At 52.9% G+C, this 21,227-nt stretch carries 20 protein-coding genes; 9 read left to right on the forward strand and 11 right to left on the reverse strand.

The window, feature by feature from the left end; genetic code table 11:
• Positions 1–12: 12 nt before the first annotated feature.
• From cdaA to SynMVIR181_RS05085, 6 genes are read left to right on the forward strand one after another with little or no spacing between them, the layout of a single operon-like run.
• A complete protein-coding gene (cdaA, locus tag SynMVIR181_RS05060; protein ID WP_186590207.1) occupies positions 13–846 on the forward strand; it encodes a diadenylate cyclase CdaA in 834 nt (277 codons plus the stop codon).
• On the forward strand, positions 843–1,616 hold the full coding sequence (locus SynMVIR181_RS05065; protein ID WP_186590208.1) for an isoprenyl transferase: 774 nt from the start codon (positions 843–845) through the stop codon (positions 1,614–1,616). Before cdaA ends, SynMVIR181_RS05065 begins: the two co-directional genes overlap by 4 nt.
• 49 nt (positions 1,617–1,665) lie before the next feature.
• Entirely contained in the window at positions 1,666–2,643 is a 978-nt protein-coding gene (gene bioB, locus SynMVIR181_RS05070) for a biotin synthase BioB (RefSeq protein ID WP_186525016.1), read from the forward strand.
• Positions 2,643–3,590, forward strand: a complete 948-nt coding sequence (locus SynMVIR181_RS05075; RefSeq protein ID WP_186590209.1) for a rhodanese-related sulfurtransferase — start codon at positions 2,643–2,645, stop codon at positions 3,588–3,590. Before bioB ends, SynMVIR181_RS05075 begins: the two co-directional genes overlap by 1 nt.
• Before the next feature lie 35 nt (positions 3,591–3,625).
• Entirely contained in the window at positions 3,626–4,603 is a 978-nt protein-coding gene (locus SynMVIR181_RS05080) for a DUF952 domain-containing protein (protein ID WP_186590210.1), read from the forward strand.
• Complete coding sequence (locus SynMVIR181_RS05085) at positions 4,603–5,106, forward strand: hypothetical protein (RefSeq protein ID WP_186590522.1); 504 nt, start codon at positions 4,603–4,605, stop codon at positions 5,104–5,106. Before SynMVIR181_RS05080 ends, SynMVIR181_RS05085 begins: the two co-directional genes overlap by 1 nt.
• Here SynMVIR181_RS05085 and lipA read toward each other — a convergent pair.
• Entirely contained in the window at positions 5,088–5,990 is a 903-nt protein-coding gene (gene lipA, locus SynMVIR181_RS05090; RefSeq protein WP_186590521.1) for a lipoyl synthase, read from the reverse strand. The genes SynMVIR181_RS05085 and lipA overlap by 19 nt on opposite strands.
• A gap of 31 nt (positions 5,991–6,021) precedes the next feature.
• The gene (gene recR, locus SynMVIR181_RS05095; protein ID WP_370586562.1) at positions 6,022–6,591 is read right to left on the reverse strand and encodes a recombination mediator RecR; all 570 of its coding nucleotides are present in this window, start codon (positions 6,589–6,591) and stop codon (positions 6,022–6,024) included.
• A gap of 104 nt (positions 6,592–6,695) precedes the next feature.
• Here recR and psbP point away from each other — a divergent pair, with 104 nt between their 5' ends.
• Both psbP and SynMVIR181_RS05105 read left to right on the forward strand, forming a co-directional pair.
• Positions 6,696–7,250, forward strand: a complete 555-nt coding sequence (gene psbP / locus SynMVIR181_RS05100; protein WP_186525482.1) for a photosystem II reaction center PsbP — start codon at positions 6,696–6,698, stop codon at positions 7,248–7,250.
• Positions 7,251–7,368: 118 nt separating this feature from the next.
• On the forward strand, positions 7,369–8,676 hold the full coding sequence (locus SynMVIR181_RS05105; RefSeq protein ID WP_186590211.1) for an NHLP bacteriocin system secretion protein: 1,308 nt from the start codon (positions 7,369–7,371) through the stop codon (positions 8,674–8,676).
• A 196-nt stretch (positions 8,677–8,872) separates the two neighbouring features.
• On the opposite strand, the gene SynMVIR181_RS05110 is transcribed toward SynMVIR181_RS05105, so the two are convergent.
• The 6 genes from SynMVIR181_RS05110 to SynMVIR181_RS05135 form a co-directional block, all read right to left on the reverse strand.
• Positions 8,873–10,684, reverse strand: coding sequence for a TolC family protein (locus SynMVIR181_RS05110; protein WP_255444456.1), 1,812 nt, complete (start codon positions 10,682–10,684; stop codon positions 8,873–8,875).
• 272 nt (positions 10,685–10,956) lie between these two features.
• Entirely contained in the window at positions 10,957–12,096 is a 1,140-nt protein-coding gene (locus tag SynMVIR181_RS05115; protein WP_370593878.1) for an FUSC family protein, read from the reverse strand.
• Positions 12,093–13,052 carry an aromatic acid exporter family protein gene (locus SynMVIR181_RS05120; protein ID WP_186590214.1) on the reverse strand — a complete coding sequence of 320 codons (960 nt, stop codon included), beginning with the start codon at positions 13,050–13,052 and terminating at the stop codon, positions 12,093–12,095. Before SynMVIR181_RS05120 ends, SynMVIR181_RS05115 begins: the two co-directional genes overlap by 4 nt.
• 27 nt (positions 13,053–13,079) lie before the next feature.
• Complete coding sequence (locus tag SynMVIR181_RS05125; RefSeq protein ID WP_186590215.1) at positions 13,080–13,988, reverse strand: LCP family protein; 909 nt, start codon at positions 13,986–13,988, stop codon at positions 13,080–13,082.
• 67 nt (positions 13,989–14,055) lie between these two features.
• On the reverse strand, positions 14,056–16,146 hold the full coding sequence (locus SynMVIR181_RS05130) for a cation:proton antiporter (protein WP_186590216.1): 2,091 nt from the start codon (positions 16,144–16,146) through the stop codon (positions 14,056–14,058).
• 30 nt (positions 16,147–16,176) lie between these two features.
• Positions 16,177–17,985 (reverse strand): ABC transporter ATP-binding protein, encoded by a 1,809-nt coding sequence (locus tag SynMVIR181_RS05135; protein WP_186590523.1) that lies wholly within the window; start codon positions 17,983–17,985, stop codon positions 16,177–16,179.
• Positions 17,986–18,081: 96 nt separating this feature from the next.
• On the opposite strand from SynMVIR181_RS05135, the gene SynMVIR181_RS05140 reads away from it, so the two are divergent.
• The gene (locus SynMVIR181_RS05140) at positions 18,082–18,267 is read left to right on the forward strand and encodes a hypothetical protein (RefSeq protein WP_186525026.1); all 186 of its coding nucleotides are present in this window, start codon (positions 18,082–18,084) and stop codon (positions 18,265–18,267) included.
• A 19-nt stretch (positions 18,268–18,286) separates the two neighbouring features.
• Here SynMVIR181_RS05140 and SynMVIR181_RS05145 read toward each other — a convergent pair whose 3' ends face one another.
• From SynMVIR181_RS05145 to SynMVIR181_RS05155, 3 genes are all read right to left on the reverse strand, one after another.
• Positions 18,287–18,646 carry an RNA-binding protein gene (locus tag SynMVIR181_RS05145; RefSeq protein ID WP_186590217.1) on the reverse strand — a complete coding sequence of 120 codons (360 nt, stop codon included), beginning with the start codon at positions 18,644–18,646 and terminating at the stop codon, positions 18,287–18,289.
• Positions 18,647–19,020: 374 nt separating this feature from the next.
• The gene (locus SynMVIR181_RS05150; protein ID WP_186590218.1) at positions 19,021–19,275 is read right to left on the reverse strand and encodes a hypothetical protein; all 255 of its coding nucleotides are present in this window, start codon (positions 19,273–19,275) and stop codon (positions 19,021–19,023) included.
• A gap of 48 nt (positions 19,276–19,323) precedes the next feature.
• Positions 19,324–21,129 carry a DEAD/DEAH box helicase gene (locus tag SynMVIR181_RS05155; protein ID WP_186525029.1) on the reverse strand — a complete coding sequence of 602 codons (1,806 nt, stop codon included), beginning with the start codon at positions 21,127–21,129 and terminating at the stop codon, positions 19,324–19,326.
• Between the last annotated feature and the right edge of the window lie 98 nt (positions 21,130–21,227).

Genomic DNA, 21,227 nt, shown 5'->3' on the forward strand with positions numbered 1-21,227 from the left:
TGCATAAACGGAATGGCGGTGTTGCAACTTCGCCTGCTGATCGACGTTTTATGCGCCTCTGCTCTCGGTTTTCTTCTCTTTACGAGAGTCAACGAGCAGCGAACCCTTTGGCTGTTGAGGGGTTACCTGTTTCTCGTTGCTCTCGCTTGGTTCGTCAAGCGGTTTTTCAATCTTCCGCTGACATCGACGTTGGTCGATGCATTAGTTCTCGCCTGCTCCCTTTCTCTGGCCATTCTTTGGCAGGGTGAATTGCGCCGCTTGATGGAGCTCCTCGGCACAGGGCGGCTCGCCGTTCTGTTGGGCAATCCTCAAAGCAAGCTCAGAGCGACCGCCAGCACTGTCGCCCAATTAACCGATGCTGCAGGTCGGCTGTCTAAATCTCGCCGCGGTGCCTTGATGGTGGTGGATTTAGGCAGTGACTTGCGCCCCGAGGATTTCCTGAACCCAGGGGTAACCGTCGACGCTCAGTTGAGCAGTGAACTCCTTCTCAATCTGTTTGCTTCCGACACACCTCTCCATGATGGTGCCGTGGTGCTGAAGGGAAATCGCATTCTTTCTGCTGGCGTGATCTTGCCGCTGTCGCGTCAAGGCATCAGTCGCTATGGCACAAGACACCTCGCTGCTTTAGGCATTACAGAACGCTTCGACCGCTGCATTTGTGTGGTGGTTTCTGAAGAAACAGGCACGTTGTCGCTCGCGAATCAGGGCAAGCTCGAACGTCCGATCACCAGTTCGCGTCTTCAGGATTTATTGACCGAGTTGATGGCGGCTCCGGTGTCCTCTGCTTCAGCGAAAACCGGGTCTTCACGTAGCGTGAAAAATGCTTCCCAGGACTCATCGCTTTGAGTCAACGCTTGGTCACTAGTTCAGATGACGCTCGGATTGAGGTTTGTCCTGCCGAGATCAATCCTCAGCGTTTGCCCGCTCATGTGGCAGTGATCATGGATGGCAATGGACGCTGGGCCCAATCAAGGGGCTTACCGCGTGTCATGGGGCACCGGGCAGGTGTTGAGGCTCTGAAAGCGACCTTGCGTCGTTGCAGCGATTGGGGTGTGAAGGCTCTTACCGCCTACGCCTTCTCCACAGAAAACTGGTCTCGCCCAGGCGATGAAGTGAATTTTTTGATGACGTTGTTTGAGCGGGTCCTCGAACGCGAGCTTCAGGCTTTGGAAAAGGAGAGGGTTCGGATCCGTTTTCTTGGCGATCTTGAGCCCCTGCCGTCCCGTCTGCAGTCCTTGATCGACGAAGCGACGAAGCGTACGGCGTTGAACGATGGAATTCATTTCAACGTTTGCACCAACTACGGAGGACGGCATGAGCTGGTTGTCGCAGCCAGACGGCTGGCTGAACGGGCAGCAACCGGTGAGCTGGACCCCTCCAAGATCGACGAGCAGACCCTCGCTGGAGAACTGTTCACAGCCGGAGAAATTGATCCCGATCTCTTGATTCGCACGAGTGGTGAACATCGAATCAGCAATTTTTTGTTGTGGCAGCTCGCTTACGCCGAAATCCACGTCACCGATGTTCTTTGGCCCGATTTCGATCGTGAGGCCTTAGTAAGCGCGTTCTTGGATTATCAAAGTCGAACCCGTCGCTTTGGGGGGTTAGTGGTCTAATCGCCGATGCTCTGGGATCCTGAGGGTTCGAGGTTCTCTCTCAGGGTTGATGACGGAAGCGGTTGAAGTGCGCCATGACTGGACGCGAAGCGAGATCGAAGCGCTTTTGGATCTTCCCCTGATGGATTTGCTTTGGCGTGCTCAGGGGGTGCATCGTGCAACCAACCCTGGATATCACGTCCAGTTGGCTTCGCTGTTGAGTGTCAAAACCGGAGGGTGCGAAGAAGACTGCGCGTACTGCCCCCAATCGATGCATCACAGCAGTGATGTCACAGGTCAGCCCGAATTGCAGGTGGCTCCTGTTTTAGAGCGAGCCAAAGCTGCCAAGCAGGCTGGTGCGGACCGATTTTGCATGGGCTGGGCTTGGCGTGAAATCCGCGAAGGTGCCCCATTCGAGGCGATGTTGCAGATGGTGAGTGGCGTGCGTGCCTTGGGGATGGAAGCTTGCGTCACCGCCGGGATGCTCACCGATGACCAGGCAAAGCGTCTCGCTGAGGCGGGTCTAACGGCCTACAACCACAACCTTGATACCAGCCCTGAGCACTACGACAAAATCATCACGACGCGGACCTTCCAAGAACGTCTGGAGACGCTTGAGCGGGTGCGTCAAGCAGGTGTGACTCTCTGCTGCGGCGGCATCATTGGTATGGGGGAAACTGTGAAGGACCGAGCCTCGATGCTGCAGGTGCTGGCGTCGATCAATCCCCATCCGGAGAGCGTTCCGATTAACGCTTTGGTGGCGGTAGAGGGCACTCCGCTCGAGGAACTCCCCCCCATCGATCCCATCGAGTTGGTTCGCATGATTGCCGTGACGAGGATCCTGATGCCCGGCAGTCGGGTTCGCCTCAGTGCGGGTCGGGAACAGCTCAGCCAGGAGGCGCAGATTTTGTGTTTGCAAGCTGGTGCGGATTCGATTTTTTATGGCGAAACGCTCCTCACGACTGGAAATCCCGCGGTGGAGGCTGACCGTGCGCTGCTTCGAACTGCCGGTGTGCAGGCCAACTGGCACTCCCCAGCGGCTGCCTGATGGGAGCTGCGATGGGAGCAGATGGGATTCAGGACGATCTGCTAGTTGCAGCTTTTTATGCCTTTACCCCGTTGGCGGACGCCGATCAACAGGAGCTGCTAACCGCCCTGCCCCCCCTGGCGCAGGCTGAAACCGTTCTTGGTTCGGTGTTGATCGCTGCTGAAGGTGTGAACGGCACGGTCTGTGGTCCTTCGTTGGGAGTGGAGCGATTGCTAGCCCTTCTACGCAGCCAGCTTCCGCTTGGTGAGGCCCATTACGACTGCCTGGAGGTGAAACGCAGCTGGAATCCTGATCAAGTGTTTCGACGCTTTAAGGCCAGGAGCAAGCGAGAGATCGTGACGCTTGGACAACCGCAAGTGGATCCTCGTGACAGTGTTGGCACCTATGTGGATCCTCAGGATTGGAATGCCTTGATTGATGATCCCGACACGCTGGTGATCGATGCGCGCAACACCTACGAGGTGGCGATCGGTAGTTTTGCAGGGGCCTTAAATCCGCAAACGGAAAGCTTCCGGGACTTTCCCGACTGGGTGGATCAGACGCTTCGTCCTCGCGTTGCACAAGAGGGCCCTAAGCGCATTGCCATGTTTTGCACCGGTGGCATTCGCTGTGAAAAGGCCAGCAGTTTTTTGCAACAGCAGGGCTTTGGTGAAGTCCATCATTTGCGTGGAGGCATTCTTCGCTATCTCGAAGAGGTTCCAGAGCAGAACAGCCGATGGCGAGGGGAGTGTTTCGTGTTTGATCAGCGCGTTGCGCTGAATCATCAGTTGGAACGAGGTGACTACTGCCTATGCCATGCCTGCGGTTTGCCGGTTTCCTCTGAGCAGCAAACCCTGCCGAGCTACATCAAGGGCGTGCAGTGTTTGCATTGCATCGATCAATTCACAGAGGCCGATCGCCGCAGATTTGCCATGCGCCAACAACAGATCGACCAGCTTCAGGCCTAGTGCTTCAGTGGCCATGTCTTGCTTTCAGACTTCGCTTGCTGCCCATCCTCTACAGCTTTCGCCGTTGTCCCTATGCGATGCGTGCTCGCTGGGCCCTGCTCCAGGCCGGTCTCATGGTGCAGTGGAGAGAAATTGAACTCAAAGCCAAGCCTGCAGCGATGCTGGAGGCCTCTCCTAAAGGCACGGTTCCGGTTCTGGTCTTAGCTGACGGCAGCGTGATCGATGAGAGTTTGGCGATCATGCGCTGGGCTTTGCAGAAGGCTGATCCCTGTGGCGTGTTGGAGGCTGAAGACTCAGCTCTTTTGATTGAAGAAAATGATCGGTCGTTGAAGCATCATCTCGATCGTTTCAAGTACACCGACCGTTATCCCGGAGCCTTAAAAGAGGACCATCGCCAGGCTGGTCTTGTGATTCTGCGCAGCTGGAGCGAACGCATCAGCAGGAACGGTTGGTTGCTGGCTGATCGGATGGCTTTGGCGGATGCGGCCCTATGGCCGTTTGTAAGGCAGTGGCGTCTGACCGATGCGGCTGGATTTGATGCTGATCCTCACTTGGCACCGTTGCGGGAATGGCTGATGCGCTTTCTCGATGATCCGATGATGGAACGATTGATGCAACGTGCTGATCCCTGGTTGTCAGGTGGAATGCAACCGATTTTTCCGGCTGATGCCATTGCAATTCCCATGGATCAACCGCTGTTTCATCTCGCCTTGGAATCCGATTGGCAGGCTGCTCTAGAGCGAGGCGACTATCGCGTTTCAACGCGCGGCTTGTCCCTCGAACAGGTGGGATTCATTCATCTGTCTTGGCAAGAGCAGCTGCAAGCCACGTTTGACCGGTTTTATGCCGACGCTGGTGCCGTCCTAACGCTCAGAATCAATCCGAAGCTGGTGTCTGCCCCCCTGCGAGCAGATGCCATCCATACAGGCGTGCTTTTCCCGCATCTGTATGGCCCACTTCCCATTGCCTCGGTGGTCGAGGTGAGTCCTTTCTCTTCTCTGCCCGCGTGCTGATGCTTAATGATTTAGAAGCTCAGGCACGCGAACGTGGCTTGCTGCTGCGCCTCAAAGTTGGACGCCCCCTAGGGCTTTGGAGTTTGCGCTTGGTGGTGGCTGAACAGTTGGCGGCTGATCGCTTGCAACTCCAGGGCGAGATGAAAGCTTGGGCCTATGGCGCTACCACTGGATTGCAGCTCGACACCATGCGAGTTCGACCCCAAGCTCCCGCTGGCACGGGAGATCTGATCTGGGCCGCCACCATGGCTTGGGCGCTTGAGTCCACCCCTTGCCTAAGGGCCAGGTTGTTGGCGATACGGGATGCAGAGGGCCAGCATCGGCGCTTGGTGCGTTACTTCCAGCAACGTGGATTCAGCACTGTGCATGAGGTGGAAGCCGCTGTTTGGGACTTGCCTCTGCGGATGGTTTGGGGTGGTGCTGGCGCTCTGATGACGGCGGATTGTGCCGAGGTGCAGCAGCGAGCTGCGCAGCGCTGGACGGCTCAGTCTCCCGCTGCGTGATAGCTGCTGCGAACCAATGGCCCACTACGCACTTGAGTAAAACCAAGGTCTGTGGCGATGGCCCCAAGCTCTGCAAATTCGGTGGGGTGCCAGTAACGCGCTACGGGGATATGGGCCAAAGATGGCCTGAGGTATTGGCCGAGGGTGATGCGCTGACAATCCACATGGCGTAGGTCTTTCAAGGTGTCGATGACTTCCTCTTTGCTCTCGCCCAAGCCGAGCATCAGGCCACTTTTGGTGGGTATCGATGGGGCAAGTTCTCTGGCCGCGGCAAGCAGCCCAAGCGAGCGTGTGTAAGTCGCCCCACGGCGAACTTCGCCTTGCAGTCGCTTCACCGTTTCAAGATTGTGGTTGAAACAAACGGGCTGTGCCTTCAGAACGCTGGCGAGACGTTGCTGTTGAGCCTGGAGGGCTTTGGCTTGATCGGCCACACCGCCCCAGAAGTCTGGGGTGAGCACTTCGATCGCGATCAAGGGATTGCGGGCACGGATCGCCGCCATTGCGCTTGTGAACAAGCTGGCTCCATGGTCTTCAAGGTCATCGCGGGCTACGGCCGTGAGGACCACGTAGCGCAGACCCATGCGAAGCACGGCTTCTGCCACCCGTCCCCCCTCCTCAGGGTTCAAGGCTTCGGGCGCACGGCCTTTATCGACTTGGCAGAACGCACAACTACGGGTGCAGATGGAGCCTCCTAGCAAGAAGGTTGCGGTGCCGGCTGCATAACACTCCCCCCGATTAGGGCAGCGTCCCTCCTCGCAAATCGTGTTCAGCCCATTTTGTTTGACCAGGGATTGCACCTGCTCAATCGCCGAGGCATTACCGATGGGACGTCTTAACCATTCGGGTAAGCGCTCACTGGGGCGGATTTCGCTGTAACGGCTCATGCTCTTTTTCATGACCGCGGCTCTTGGAGTTTCATTCAACTGCTCGACGCCCTTCCAAAGCCCGACTCAAGGTGACATCGTCGGCATATTCCAGTTCGCTTCCAACGGGAAGGCCGTAGGCGATTCGACTCACTTCCGTAAACGGTTTGAGTAGGCGTGCCAAATAAAGACTCGTGGTATCCCCCTCCACGCTTGGGGTGAGAGCAAGGATCACCTCTTTAATTTCATCTGCTGCAACTCTTTTGACGAGGCTGCTGATCTGCAGCATTTCTGGTCCGATGCCGTCCATTGGAGAGATCAGGCCACCCAAAACGTGGTAAGTGCCTACATATTCTCTGGTGCGTTCGAGGGCGAGCAGATCCCTTGAATCGGCAACGACGCAAAGCAAGCCTATGGAGCGCTCTGGATTCCTGCAGATCTCACAGGTGGGTTCCGCACTGAGATGGAAACAGGTTTGACATTCCCCCACCTGACTCCTTGCTGCCAAGAGAGCATCAGCAAAACTATGGATCTGCTCTTCTGGTTGGCGCAGCAAATGAAGGGCCAGCCGTTGTGCAGTCCGTGGACCAATGCCGGGGAGACGTTCGAACTGGTCGATCAACCGTGCTAACGGTCGGGTGAAGCCGCTCAGAACTCTTCTGCAAGTCTTTGAAATCTAGGCAGGGAGATCTCCGGGCAGAATGGGATGGATTCATGAACGATTCGATGCGCTTTCCGTTGCAAGTTCCGCTCCGATCGCTCCTCAGCATTGTCTGTGTTGTGTTGCTTACCGCTTGCAGCGGTGCTGGAGCCGGCCTTAACTCGTTCCAAAGTCCTGACGGCAGATATGCCTTCCTCTATCCCACGGGTTGGACCCGGGTAGCGGTTACGGGGGGGCCCACGGTTGTTTTTCACGATCTGATCAACAGCGATGAAACGGTGAGCCTTGTGGTCTCGGAAGTGAATGCTGATAACGACCTGCAGGCACTGGGCAGTGCTGTTGCCGTTGGGGAACGTTTGCGCCGTGACGTGATCGCTCCAGATGGCAGCGGCCGCAATGCTGAGTTGATCGAGGCACGAGAGCGGGAGGCCTCAGGTCATACGTTTTATGACTTGGAGTACGCCGTGCATCTTCAGGATCGCGATCGCCATGAGCTGGCCACCGTCGTTGTGGATCGAGGCCGCTTGTACACCCTTGCCACAAGCACCAATGAAAGCCGCTGGCCTCGCGTTAAAGACTTATTTGAATCTGTGATTACATCGTTTACGTTGTTGATCTGATCTGTGTTTGCAACTGTGGGAAGGAATGAGCCTTGAACATCGATGACAGACGATTGATCTTCGAAGGCTCGTCCTCATCCCTGGTTGTCACGATGGTCCTGCAACAGCGACAATCATTGTGTCTTTGATCTCCTTCCATAAGATCAAAACTCGTTGGGATGGTCTTGATGACCATCAACAAGTTGGTGCTTGTTTGGCGGGAATCGGGGGACTGCTTGGCGTTTGGCTTCTGTTTTGGCCTGTTCCTACTCAAGTTGAGGGTAAAGGTGTTCTGATCTATCCAGATAATGCTGGTGTTTTGAATGCCAGGTCTGCTGGTCAAGTCTTGAACGTTGATGTAGGTGTAGGCGATCGCGTTGAGAAACAGCAGGTCCTGATGACGCTGTACTTACCTGAGCTTGAACGTGAACTAGAGCAAGAGAAAGGCAATTTAAATCAGCTTCAAAAACAAAATATCGAGTTAAATCAGCGCGATGCATTGAGGCTTGAGACGGCACGACAAACTCTTGATACCACTCTCGCTAAGCTCAAAGACGACGAGCGCCGGCTGGGTGAACTTCAGAGCACTTTTGCCGGGAAGCTTCGCAATCTTGAATGGTTATCGCGGCGGGCTGTGGTGGCTCCACTGTCTAGCGATGTGGTGTCGGCGCAGCAAGGACTGACAAGTACCAGCGTTGCTTTGGATGATCTCAAGATTCAAAGCAAACAGGCCCTTACATCATTTCAACAAATCAAACTTGATCTTGAGTCTGAGCAGCTCGATCGGTCCTTCGTGATTGATGATCTGAAGCGGAAAATTCGCGTTAGCGAGGCGAAATTGGCCTTTGATGGCACGATCACAGCGCAGCGCGACGGCCGCGTGCTGGATCTTCAGGTGATTCCTGGTCAGACGATCAAAATGGGGGATCGTCTTGGCACGATTGGCCGTGGTGATGTGGCACGAGGTAACGGCCCCGATCTGATCGCTGTTGCCTACTTCCCACCTGCGGATGCGCGTCGACTACCCCTTGGGTTGCCTGTTGAAGTGGTTCCGCGCTGGAACCAACGAGGGCGTTTTGGTGGCATTGAAGGAAAGGTGAAGAGTGTGCTCACGTTGCCTGCAACGCAGGAAGATATCGCCACGACGACCGGTAATGCACAGTTAGCGAATGACTTGGCTGGAGATGGCCCAGTGATGCGTACTGAGATCACTCTGCAGCGTCAATCAACGTCTGATGATGGTTTCCTTTGGACGCTTTCTGATGGCAGTGGAGTCTTCCCGATTCGCGATGGTTTGACCGTGGATGCCTTTGCTTATGTGGAATGGCGCTCACCGATTACCTATGTCTTGCCCGGGCTTCGTTCGCTCACAGGTGGTTATCGCTCATTGAGGATTGATCGCCTTTTTGATCGACCTTTCCTGCGTCAACCTGACACTCTTCCCTGATTCTGTTTCTAAAATGTCCATACGCCCATTACTGAAGCAAGAGATTCCTTGGTTGATTTCTGAGTTGGTTTTATTGATCGTGCTATTAAATGCCAATCCACCAGAATTATGGTTTTGGTTTGTTGTCTTTTTAGTGATTTTTGGATATCGAATTGAGCGCTGGTGGACTTCAAGGACTAACTAGCTAGGACTGTTTTCAAGGAAAACTAAGCGTTAATTGGGTTAAAACTGGATGGTTTGGATTTTTAGGCATGGGTAAGAGTTCACGCAGCATGCGTGCATAGGTGACATTCACATCCACAGTGGCGAATAACCGTCGTACCAAGGCATTCACGAGCTGTTCCTGGGTAATGGAAAGGTCGATTTCATCGCTGAGCCCAGTCTGATAGCGCAATTGCGTGTCTCGGAAGGCCTCCTTGCTGGCGCCTACCGCTCGTCTGGCTGAGACCAATTTCGCCAAGCTGGCTTCATGGTTTAAAAAAGCTCGCTCCAGGCGTAAGCGAATCGCATTTCGGGTGCTTGCATATTGTTCGGCGGTTGCTTGCTCTTGAAGTTGCAGTGCTTTCACTCTGTTTGACGTTCCACCGGCATCAAAAATCATCCAGTTGAAAGCCAGCCCTACCGACCATTCGTACCCACTCACCTGTTCGAGGGGAAGAAAAGTATCTCCGCAGCATCCACCCCCGATCAGCGCAAGATTGAAGGTTCGCTCCACGGATCCCAGGCCACCGGCTGCTGCAAACAGGCTGAGTCGCGGTAGTAGCTGGGCAGCCGCTTCGTCTTGGCGACGGATGAGGGCTTGTTGTGTGGCGAGAATTGCTGTGAGTTCTGGATTGTCGTCGTAAGCCGCCAACACAGTTTTTTCTAAGTTCAGGGGCCATCGTGGTTGGAGGCTGATGGGATCCTGTGCACTGGGTGTGATCTCACTTGACAGGTTGAGAACAGTCCAAAGTTCGCGTCGGGCTACCGCACGATCAGCCATTGCTTGGATCAAGCTTTCTTCATCTGCAGCGAGAAGGCTGCTCCGTCTCAACAGATCCACTCTCGGAACAAGACCAGCTTGTTTGAGATCAAGAGTGTCTTCCAAAACAACCAGATCAGTACGAACGATTGCATCGCGAATCTGTACAAGTTGCTCAGCACGTTGAAGGTTGTAATAGGCCTCACTCACTTCAAGCTGAATGACTCTTAATCGGTCGGCATAGAGATTTTCTTGTTGTGTGAGTCGGGCTTGCGCCGCTTGAACTCTGGGAGTTCGAGCAAAATTAATAATGTCGTAGTCGACTTGAAGGCCTGCATCGGCGGAAACGCCATTCATTACAGCGCCGAGACCCCCTCCGGATGGGACGTAGAAGGGGCCAGCGCTTGCTCCACTGACCTGGTTTCCATCGTTTGTGAAAGCAAAATTGGGCGTTTGACCTTTTCGGTTAAAGAGTGATCCCAGCCCGTAAGTGTTGTTGCCGTAGGGGTTGTACGTGGTTGTTCCGCTTTGAAATCCATCGACATTGGCGAATACGCTGATCGTTGGCCAGTAGCGACTTGATTCGGATGCAATGGTGGCGGCCTGGGCCTTGATTAAATCCCGCTGAGCGCCAAGGGAAGGATTGTTGCGGAAGGCAAGCGTGACAGCATTTTCAAGCGTGAGAGAAAGAATGCGCGCTGGCTTGTCAGCCGCAGAAGGAAGGCGAAGAAGAGGGTCTGGCTGCGTATCTTGCTCTGTCAGCTCAGCGGATGCGGGGGCATTGACATCGATGAGCAGTTTGGGAACCTCTAGGGATCTGAGATCGTCACTGCTCTCGATCGCTGGTGCTGGGCCGGTCAACGTGTCAATGGCGTCAACTTGGTTATTGAGACGTTCCCAACTTTTTTCAAGTTGTTCTGTTGTGCCACCTTCATTAAGAGGAGCAACGTTGGTCTGGGCAGATACAGGCGCGTAGGTGCCGCAAATCAATCCGATCGCGGATAGGTAGCGGGTTAGGACCAGATCACAGCGGGAGGATTTCAACACGTGCCTCGGAAATCTCTTCAAATACGACTTTTGGGTATGTTTACGCACATTGGACACGTGTGATAGGTGCCCATTGCGCAACTTCGTTGAGTTTGATCGCTAGCGATCCAGATCGATGGTGACCATGAGACTGTTTGTAAGCTGAACGATGCCCCAACAAATGATCGCCAACATCTTCAATCATTTTTTAAGTGAATAGACTGAGTGGTTGGCAAATAGATTCCAATCTTAAGATCGGCTTCACTCTCTGTGCTTGAAAGTGCTTGAAGTCTTCACCTGTGAATGTTTGTGATAGTTGACTTGGAGTGGGGAGATGTCGCTTCTACGATTGCTGATCGGATGTAGTCAATGAGTGTCATTCTTAGGATAATTTGTCTAAGCTGTTGTTTGCTTATCTGTTTGATATTAGTGGCAAAAGTTCCTTCTGTCGTCTGTTCAAGCCATTGATTAAAATCTTGAGATAGAATCTTAATTTCAAGCATTGCTTTAGGATTAAATTCTTGACAATTGATCGTTTTGGGGTTTTTCAGTTCTGCGCTGATTCTTAGTATTTGAGTGCTCATTATGTCGATTAACTCTGATTCTTTATAGTGGATTTGCTTGATCTGATCGGGCTTCTGAATGGGAATTGTCAAGCTTTTTATGGCCCATAAAGAGGTGAGTAGCTGTGAAGTTAAAAGATCGATTCTGGACCAAAGGCCATGCAATGGGTGCTGTTCAGGATTGACACCCAGCTCCATCTGTGCCAAGACCTGTTGTTGTCTTGCGGCATTGAGTTGTTTCTGGAGGGAGATGCGGATTGCCTGTTGTTGTTTTGGCGAAGTCGCGGTTGGAAACTGTTGTTTGAGTCGACTGCTTTCATTTATTAATTCTTGTCCGATCGAAGAAAGAAGTGATGCAAATTGTCCATGTAAGTTGGGAATTGTTCGACTGGGCCATATCGATTGTGAGGCCCACAGTGAAATGACAATGCCAAGCCCAGTCCAGAAGAGGCGAATGGGACCCCAAACAGTTGCGTTCTGTTCATGGACAAGCCATCCCATCACGATGATATTTCCAGCCACTTTGTAGCCCACTTGCAGTCCTAGGATTCCTCCAAAAAGCCTGGTTATAGCAAGTGCGAGTCCTAGCCCTAAAGGAAGAGGAAGCTCAAGCCCACGTGTAAAAATAATTAGAATAATGACACCCATGAGTGAGCCCAGCAGCCTTTGAATGCCGAGCTTCATTGAATTGCCGTAGGTGCTCGATAAGACAGCTGTTGTTGTTAACGGTAGGTAATACCCATAGGGAATGGGGCTTAGGAGGCCAAGCCCGGCACTTAATCCCGTTACAGCTGCTAGTCGTAGATCTTGTCGTGTAAACCAGGGTCGCTGCTGGTGTCCACGTTGGGAATGGTGGATATCGTCCATCATCGATGCGTTCCTTGAATCAAAATGCGATTGAGTCTTCTTTGACTGCTGACGAGTCGAAGGAAGCGTGTGCACTCCTCCTCCAGGAGGATCTGTTGCGCAAGACCAATCGGATGAAGCTGATTTTGATCATGAAGTTGTAATCGATTCCAACCAATCACATGGTTTGGATCTAATTGTTGTGCTAATTCAGGTAATCGCAGAGGCTGGTACTTACCGGATAAAGAATCTAGAAGTCGCTCGATCAATATCCAATGTGATTGAAGACTACGCCATAGGCTGATGCGTTGATTCCAGCGCAGCCGAGTGAGCTGATCGCGACGCCGCGGACCCAGTTGTTGCTCGATATTCATCAGACGCTGGATTTCTAAAATATTTCTTGTGAGCGAAACAGGATTCAAGGGGGCTGGCATTGGTGTAAGTCCCTGAAGGGCTTGCATATGTTGAAACATTCGCTGATTTAGTGTCGCCATTAATAGTTCATGGAGCTCTTCCATACGCTTCAAGCGATCTTTAGGCCAAAGCAAATGGCTTATCACTAACGCTACGCAAATGCCAACTAGGGTATCAATACTTCTATTTAGAACGTAATTCCAATCCAATAGCGTGTAATCATGGATCCCTAAAAACATCACAGTGATCACAACAGCAGTCGATAAACCGCTGCTCCAACCGAGGCGCCGAAGCAAGGGAACGGTAATGAGAAGACTGATCAAAATTCCGATCCAGCCTGATAGAAGCGTGTGAACTAGAAAAACGACCAACCCCCCAGTCACCGTGCCGAGAATCCTTCCTCGAGCTGCTCGGAGTGTGTTTTCATCTTGATCATCTACTACGAAAATTACGGCCAAGACCGGATACCAAACGAAGTTGATGCGGTCAAAGTGTTGAGCGATTGCACAGGTGATTAAGACACTGATTCCCAGTCGCAGGCTTTGTTTGACAAGGTTGTCGTTCATGCTGGAAGTGCTACCTTTTAGACGCGTTCAGAACAACAATTGGAAGCGCCTGCTGCTGGACTCATTCGCATCGACTCCCCTTGTTGTCTCCTTCGCAGGCCATTGTGTGTCGAGATAACTCACTCCATTTTGATAAAAAGGACGGGCTTTTAGTCGACTCGTTTGAAGATCTGTTGTTCCCATGGTGGTGATTAATTTTCCCAACTCCATAGGACCAAGATCTGTTTCAAGATTACGTCCAGCTGCTGTGATTAGGGCTGGCAGACGGATCAGATGCTGAGGTTGGATGAGTTTGTTGAAGAGACTTTTTAACACAAGTTGTTGTCGGTCAAGTCGTCCTAAATCACCCTGTCCATCGTGGCGCCAGCGTAGAAACCCTTCGAGCTCACGGCCTTTGAGGACCTGGCGACCTGGTTGAAGATCGATCAATAATCCTTGGCTTTTGTCTTGGTAGTAGAGGCGTTTTGGTACATCAACTTCTAGACCCCCAAGTAAATCACTAATGGTGCGGATCCCTTCTAAATTAACGAGTATATGATGATTAATTGGGCGACCCATTAGGCGCGTTAATTCTGTTTTGACAGCATTTGGCCCACCTCTGGCATGGAGTGCGTTGGCCTTCATTGGTCCAAAGCTGCGTGAATTGATATAACTGTCTCTTGGAACTTGAATGATTGAAGTATCACCATTCTCAATACTTAGAATAAAAATAGTGTCTGTATTGCCGCCTCCAGCATCCATTCCGAGAACAACGATGTTTTCATTATCAAAGCTCGACCAGCCTTCGAATGGGTTGCTGATTGAGGTCAGCTTGGGGAGTTCTGTTGATGGAAGGAGAGATCGACTCAGAGGTATCGACAGCAGCAATCCACCAAAGAGTCCAAGCACTGCTGCTGTGAGCAGGGATTTTTTGTTCGGACTTCTTTGGCCGTTCATCTTCAAATCTTAGGTCTGTTCCTCCAGCAGTTCGATTGTGTTGATGTTTGTGTGGTGTGAACCATGATTAATTGAGGGGATCGCTGATCATTAGGGCTGGGCAGGCCAACTGATGGACCAAATTGCTCGTGCGATCACTAGCCGGAATGGGGAGGCCCGCGACCCGCCGTCGTTGTGATCGCAAGATCACGAGATCTTGGTTTTTGCTGAACCAGTGGATTTTTGAATCGATGCCTGGTCCCTGCAGCAATTTGATTTGAATTTGTTGGCTAGAGATGTTGCGAGGACACCAACTCATCAGTTGCTGCTCCATCCAGGATCGTTCGTGTCGGTTAAAGCGTGGATCATGGATGTGGAGAAGACTAATGGTGGTGGATGTTGGGTCTGGTGCGGTTGATAGGAGCCGAAGGGCGAGCTCAAATTGTTCGCGGGCACTCGCCGATAGATCTTTGATTGGAACCAGGATTTGGTTGAGATCATTGAGTTCTCGTCGCCCAAGATTGGCAACGACCACTGGGCAATGCGCGGTTCGGCAGACCCCGTCGACCAGGTCTCCCAGGAGCCATTTGCGCAGTGGGTCAGGCCGTCCGGCTCCAATCAAAAGCAGATCGGCACCCTCCTCTAAAGCGCTTCGACTCATGCCTGCAGCGATGTCATCATCCACGCGCAACAGACATCGCGTGGTTGCAGTGAGGCCCTCTCCGTTGCTTGCCGCCTGATTCAGCCTGGCTCTTGCCGCTGATAGCGCTCGATTTAAGCCACCGCGGGCCTCTTCAAGGCTTGGACTCACTAATGCGAGGGGTAGGAGTTGTCCGTTGTGATCGCCTTCTCCCTGGGAGAGTCGAGCGGCCAATTTGAGCAGGCTCAACTCTGTGTCTGGATTGGCAACTGGGACCAACACTTTGAGAGGGCGGCGTACCACCTCTCCGGGGACCTCTTGATCTTCATCGAGTCCTGTTGTGCCGTATGGGGAGCGCTCATTCGGTTCCATCAGGGCCACAACGGAGCGTGTGGTGAGAGTTGGACCGAGCGTTGCCGTCACAACCATTACGGCAAGAACGGCGTTGAGAACTGTGTTGTCGAGTAAGCCGGCCTGAAAACCAATGAACGCGGTTGCAAGCGTGGCAGCCACCTTGGGCATGGCAAGTGACCACATCAGCAGCATTTGATTGCGGCTGTAGCGGAACCAGCGCCCAGCGATCACTGCAGCAAGTGCCTTGCATCCCAAAGCTCCAGTGAGCATTAGGGCGGTGAACTCAATGTTGCTAATGCTGTCGGCGATGCTGCCGAGATCGAGCAGCAGTCCCAAATGAATGAAGAAAATGGGGATGAATAAGGCTCCCCCTACAAAGATCACCTGCTCTTTGACCTTGCCTTCTGGAAGGACGGAATTCACGGCGAGCCCAGCCAAAAAAGCGCCCACGATTTTTTCAACCCCCGCGAGTTCAGCACCGAGGGAGGCCACAAACAAGGTGAGTAACACCGCCAGAAACACCCTGTTTTCATCGATGACGTTGCGCATCCATAGATGTCGCCCAATCATTCGAATGCCCAAGACGACGACACAAGCAAACACGCTGATGCTGATGAGCAGCGCAATAAAGCTGCTCGGTGTGAGATTTCCCTTGCCAAGGCCTAGGGCTACAGCGAGCAAGACCAGCGCTGCAATGTCCGTGAAAATCGTGCTTCCAACGCTCACAATTACGGACTCGTCACGCTGGGCGCCGTAACTCCTCACGATCGGATAGCCGAGCGGAGTGTGCGTTGCCATCAGGGCTCCCAATAGGAGACTGGGTACTAAGGGGAAGCCAAAGATCTGGCCGATCCCGAACCCTGTACCAACTCCGAGCACAAAGATCAGGGCCCCAAATGTCACAGAGCGTCTTTTGACTCTGTTGAACTCTTCAAGGTCGATCTCTAGCCCGACTGTGAACAGCAGATAGATGGCTCCGATATCGGAGAGAAGGGTGATCGTTTCACTTTTGGCATCGATCCAATGCAACACATGGGGACCGATCAGTACGCCAGCTACTAAGAGTCCGACAAGATCAGGAAGCCTTAACCGTCTTGTGATGGGCGGAACCAAGACGCTGATCGCAACAAGCTGGGCAAAAATGCCCAGTGGGTGATGCATCAGGTGGGATAGCGAAGCAGCCATCAGTGAAGTCTTGGAAGAAAGGTTTTGGCGTTAGAGGCTCAGCGCTTCGTCACTACGTAAGCCAGCTTGAACCCGCCAGAGGTCGGAGTAAGCGCCTGGTTTGTGCAGAAGTTGATCATGGGTTCCCTGTTCCACAATGCGACCAGCGTCCATCACAATGATTTGATCGGCATGTCGCACGGTGCTGAGTCGATGCGCAATAACCAGTGTGGTCCGATTCGCGGTGATGCGCATTAGTGAACGCTGAATCGCAGCCTCTGTTTCATTGTCAACCGCGGCCGTTGCTTCATCGAGGATCAACACGGGTACATTCTTTAAAATGGCTCTAGCCAAGGCGATTCGTTGGCGTTGACCACCTGATAAACGCTGACCACGCTCGCCTACAACCGTATCAAATTCTTGAGGTAGGCCTTGAATAAAGGCTAGGGCTTCGGCTTGTTCCGCTGCCCAAATAATGGACGACTTGGATGCTTCTGAAGATCCGTAGGCAATATTTTCAGCGACGCTTCCGTGGAAGAGGTAAACGTCTTGACTTACGAGTGCAATGCAGCGACGAAGATCTTGCAGATGCAGCGATGCAATTGGATGGTTGTCAAGAAAAATCCTGCCGCTACTGAGCGGATAGAGCCTCAGCAGTAGTTTGACCAATGAACTTTTACCTGAACCTGTAGCACCCACAATGCCAATTGTTTGTCCAGCATGAATGCTTAGGTCGAACTTGTTCAGCAGTGGTTGGCGATCTTTATAGGAAAAGCAAACTTGTTCATAGCGTATGTCTCCTTTGATATCACTTGGGTTGAGGCGAATGTTTCCGCTGGCGATCTGAATCGGTGTGTCGATGAGATCCAGAACGCGCTGAGTGGAGGCCATTGATCGTTGGTAATCATCTAGGGTTCGCCCCAATGTGGTTAGAGGCCACAGCAGTCGCTGGGTTATGAAAACCAGAAAGCTGTAGGTTCCCACTGCGATTAGTCCTTGCCAGGCTTGGATGCCTCCGATCAGAAGAATCGCTAAAAAGGCAAATAAGATCGCAAAGCGAATAAGGGGAATGAAGGCGGCAGAGATTCGAATCACCTCACGATTGCACTGCTGGTAGGCATTACTCGCTGTACGAAGTTGTTCGAGTTCCCATGCTTCAGTTGCAAAGCTTTTGATGGTGAGCATTCCACCAAGATTGTTAGACAGTCGGGAGGCGAGATCTCCAGCTCTTTGGCGGACGTCGCGATATCGCGGAGCGAGGCGGCGTTGAAAACTGAGTGATCCCACAAGGATGATTGGGATCGGAACAAATGCGAAGAGTGCCACGCCTGGTGCCAGGAGTGCCATGGCGCTACCGACCAGCAGAACGGTGGTCACTAATTGCAGAATTTCGTTGGCACCACGTTCCAGAAAGCGTTCGAGTTGATGGATGTCATCACCAAGCACGGTGAGTAGCCGTCCAGTGCTGTCTCGCTCGAAAAAATCCATCTCAAGCTTTTGGAGATGGTCATAGGCTTCTAATCTCAGGCTGTGTTGCGTGGTTTGTGCAAGATTGCGCCACAAAACGCCGTAAAGATATTCAAAAAGTGATTCTGCTGTCCAGACCAGGAAGGACAGCAGCGCAAGCACGATGAGTTGGCTCGGCACTGTTGTGGCACCCAAAGCTGCCAGCCACGATGAATCCTGTTGAACAACAACATCAACGGCCAGGCCGATCAGAACAGGAGGAAGTAAATCAAAGACTTTGTTGATGATCGAGCAGCTCACCGCGATCCATACCCGTCTTCTGTAGGGCTGAAGATGGCTCAGAAGCCTTGGTAGGGCAGGCTTTATGCGCCTAGCTGGATTGGGAGCGGCCATCATCTATGGCAAGACGCTCTATTCAAGCGTTGTGTTGCCCAACAGCGTCAAATTTCTTGAAACGGTGTAGACCGGAACTAGAGATCGGGGAACTGTATGACTCGTTCAAGAGCGTTCAATCGTTTTCATCGCTTCTTAGCGCGGAAGCATCGAGATGAAGTACGGAATGCCGCTTCTGTTTTGCCTGCTGATGAGACAAGACCAATGGATCACATTCAAAAATTGATGGATCGCAGTTTCGTTTTGGATGACAGGCTCGAAATGGAGGAAACGGCTCGATGAGCTGTCTCCTCCATTCGGATCACCAGCGGTTGCCGCCGCCGTAACCGCCGCCGCCGCCGCCGCCGTTGCCGCCACCGCCGTTGCCGCCACCGCCGTAACCGCCGCGGCCGCCGCCACCGCCGCCGCCGCCAGTGCGCTCACGTGGAGTTGCTTTGTTGACGCGGATCATGCGACCCATCCACTCCACGTTTTGGAGGTCGTCGATGGCTTTTTGCTCATCTTCGTCTGTGGCCATTTCAACGAAGCCAAAGCCGCGTTTGCGACCTGTTTCGCGATCGAGAGGAAGACTTGCGCTCTTAACCTCTCCGTATTGACCGAATAGATCGAGAAGATCTTCCTGTTCTGCCTGGAAAGACAGATTGCCGATGTAGATGGTCATTACCTGAGGGGACCGTTGGACATTTGATCAGAAAAGTTTTGGTCCGAAAAGGAAAGTCCTTGATGCTGAAGCTGGAGAGCTGAAGCTTGGGGGAGCGAGCCGATCAGAGCCGAACATGAAGCTGATGCAACACCACGCTACAGGCTTGCCTGGTGCAATTTCTCAACATTCGAACAGAAAATCGAAAAGTTTCATTTTTTTCGCTGTTCTGTTGCATGGTCAGGAGATCCTGACCATGCCCATCATGTTTTTTCCCTACTCAAAGGTTTGCTGAACGAATCAGTTCAGGCCATGGGGAAGGGCGGTTTGAGCTAGGTCGACAATGACTCAACAACGACATTGTGCTGCTCAGAGCATCTTGACTCTGATTGATGTCACTGTGTTTGAAGGAGAGGCCCGTACTTCTCGTTAGCGCGTTCTTTGCAGAATTTTTGGGCTTGCAGGATGGAAGCAATGCCTTTCCCGTTCATCTCTTTGGTGAAGCATGAGCAAGTGAAATCACCCATGCCTTCGGGAAGAGTTAGCCCAGCTTGAGACATTGCGGCAGAGACGCTAGCCATGCAGAACTTTTTGATTTCTTCTGAATCATCGGAAGCTTTCGCTAACGATCCTGAAGTTGTGATCAGCATCGGTGATAAGCAGAGACTGATCACAATCCGGAGACGAAGATTCAAGAGTTAGGAATCCTTGCGGATTTGAAGCTCCTGGTTCATCACTTTGAGCTGGCGAAGAGAATTAAAGACGTTCTCTGGCATGCCTTTGGGAAGGTCTACAAGGCTGTGCGTTTCAAAGATCTGAATCCGGCCAATCATGCGTCCTTCCAGTCCTGATTCATTGGCAATTGCGCCAACGAGGTTGCCCGGTTTCACGCGATCGCGATGACCGACTTCAACTCTGAATCGTTCCATGTCGTCTTCTGGCGGGCGTGATGCACGCTCTGGTCTCCTGCCGCGGTCGTTGCCTCGGTCTCCGCGTCGGTCATCGCGCCGGTCGTTGCGCATGGGAGCTTTCAGCCAGCTTTCATCGCCTTGGACCAACAGTGGGCCTTCACCAACAGCCAACCTCATGGCGGCCAGAGTGAGTTGTCCTGGCTCTACCTCGAGCTCTTGGGCCACTCTTTGGATGAGCTCCTGAAGCAGTGCGGTCTCTTCTTCAGGTTTGTCTTCGCTGGTGGCTTCAGCGCTGAGGCGGGTGCGAAGTCTGTCCAGACGACTCTGGTTGATTTCGGCATTGCTAGGGATATCCATTGGTTCAATGGCCTGTCCCACAGCGCGTTCGAGATTGCCGACGAACCTGCGCTCCCTGGGTGTGATGAAGAGGATGGCTTCTCCGCTGCGTCCAGCTCGGCCCGTACGTCCGATGCGGTGGACGTAAGCCTCACTATCAAAAGGCATGTCGTAGTTGATCACGAGACCGATGCGGTCAACGTCGAGACCACGCGCTGCAACATCGGTGGCAACCAGAATGTTGACGGTTCCTTTGCGGAGGCGTTCCACGGTGCGTTCCCGTTGGTTTTGGGGCACGTCGCCGTTGAGCACAGCCACGTCGTGACCGGCGGCTTCCAGGGATTCCGCAACCGTGAGTGTGATGGCTTTGGTTCGCGCAAAAATAATCACGCCTTCGCCAGTCACTGCTTCAAGCACACGGTTAAGCGCTTCGATTTTGTGAGAGTTCTGCATCGTGATGCAGCGATGACGGATCCTGCGCGCCTCTTTCTCCTTCGTCTTGATCGTGATTTCTGCAGGTTCACGCAAGTAGCGCTTGGACAACCTGCGAATTTCGTTCGGCATCGTCGCTGAAAACAGCACGACCTGACGTTCTTCAGGTAATTGCTCGAGGATCCATTCGACGTCGTCGATGAAACCCATACGCAGCATTTCATCTGCTTCGTCTAGGACCAGGCTGCGCAATCCGCTTGTGTTCAGCGTTCCTTGGCGCATGTGATCCATGACGCGTCCTGGAGTCCCAACCACAACGTCAACGCCACGTCTTAAGGCGTTGATTTGGGAGCGGAAATCAGACCCTCCGTAGATCGCCAACACGTTGAGGTGGGGATGCCCAGCGGAATAAGCCTTGAACGCTTCCGCCACTTGCATCGCCAGTTCACGGGTTGGTGCCAGCACAAGCACGCTCGGGAGCGGGCTGTCGCCTTGCAATCTCTCCAGTAAAGGCAGAGCAAAAGCGGCGGTTTTTCCCGTGCCTGTTTGCGCTTGGCCCACGAGATCGCGCCCCAGCATGAGCTCAGGGATGGCCGCCTTTTGGATGGGTGAGGGTTCTTTGTAGCCCTTGTCAGCAAGGGTTTTTAAGAGTGCGTCACTGAAACCGAATTCCGAAAATCCGGATGGAGCTTCTGGTTCTTCAACGCTCTCGACGACTGTTGTAAAAACCTCTTCGGTGGTCTGAGAAGCGGTGCTCTCAGAAATCTCAGACATACTGAGATCTACTGAACAGGACCCTGAGTCCTGAGCTGGTGTATTGGTCATTCTTGAAAGGCAATTGCCTGATTAATCCTTTAAATCAGGCTTGCAACGTCCAATCGGCCTGAGCCGCGCTGTATTGCTTGCCTTTCGATCAAAGGTTG

Source organism: Synechococcus sp. MVIR-18-1, assembly GCF_014279835.1.
Taxonomy (GTDB): Bacteria; Cyanobacteriota; Cyanobacteriia; order PCC-6307; family Cyanobiaceae; genus Synechococcus_C.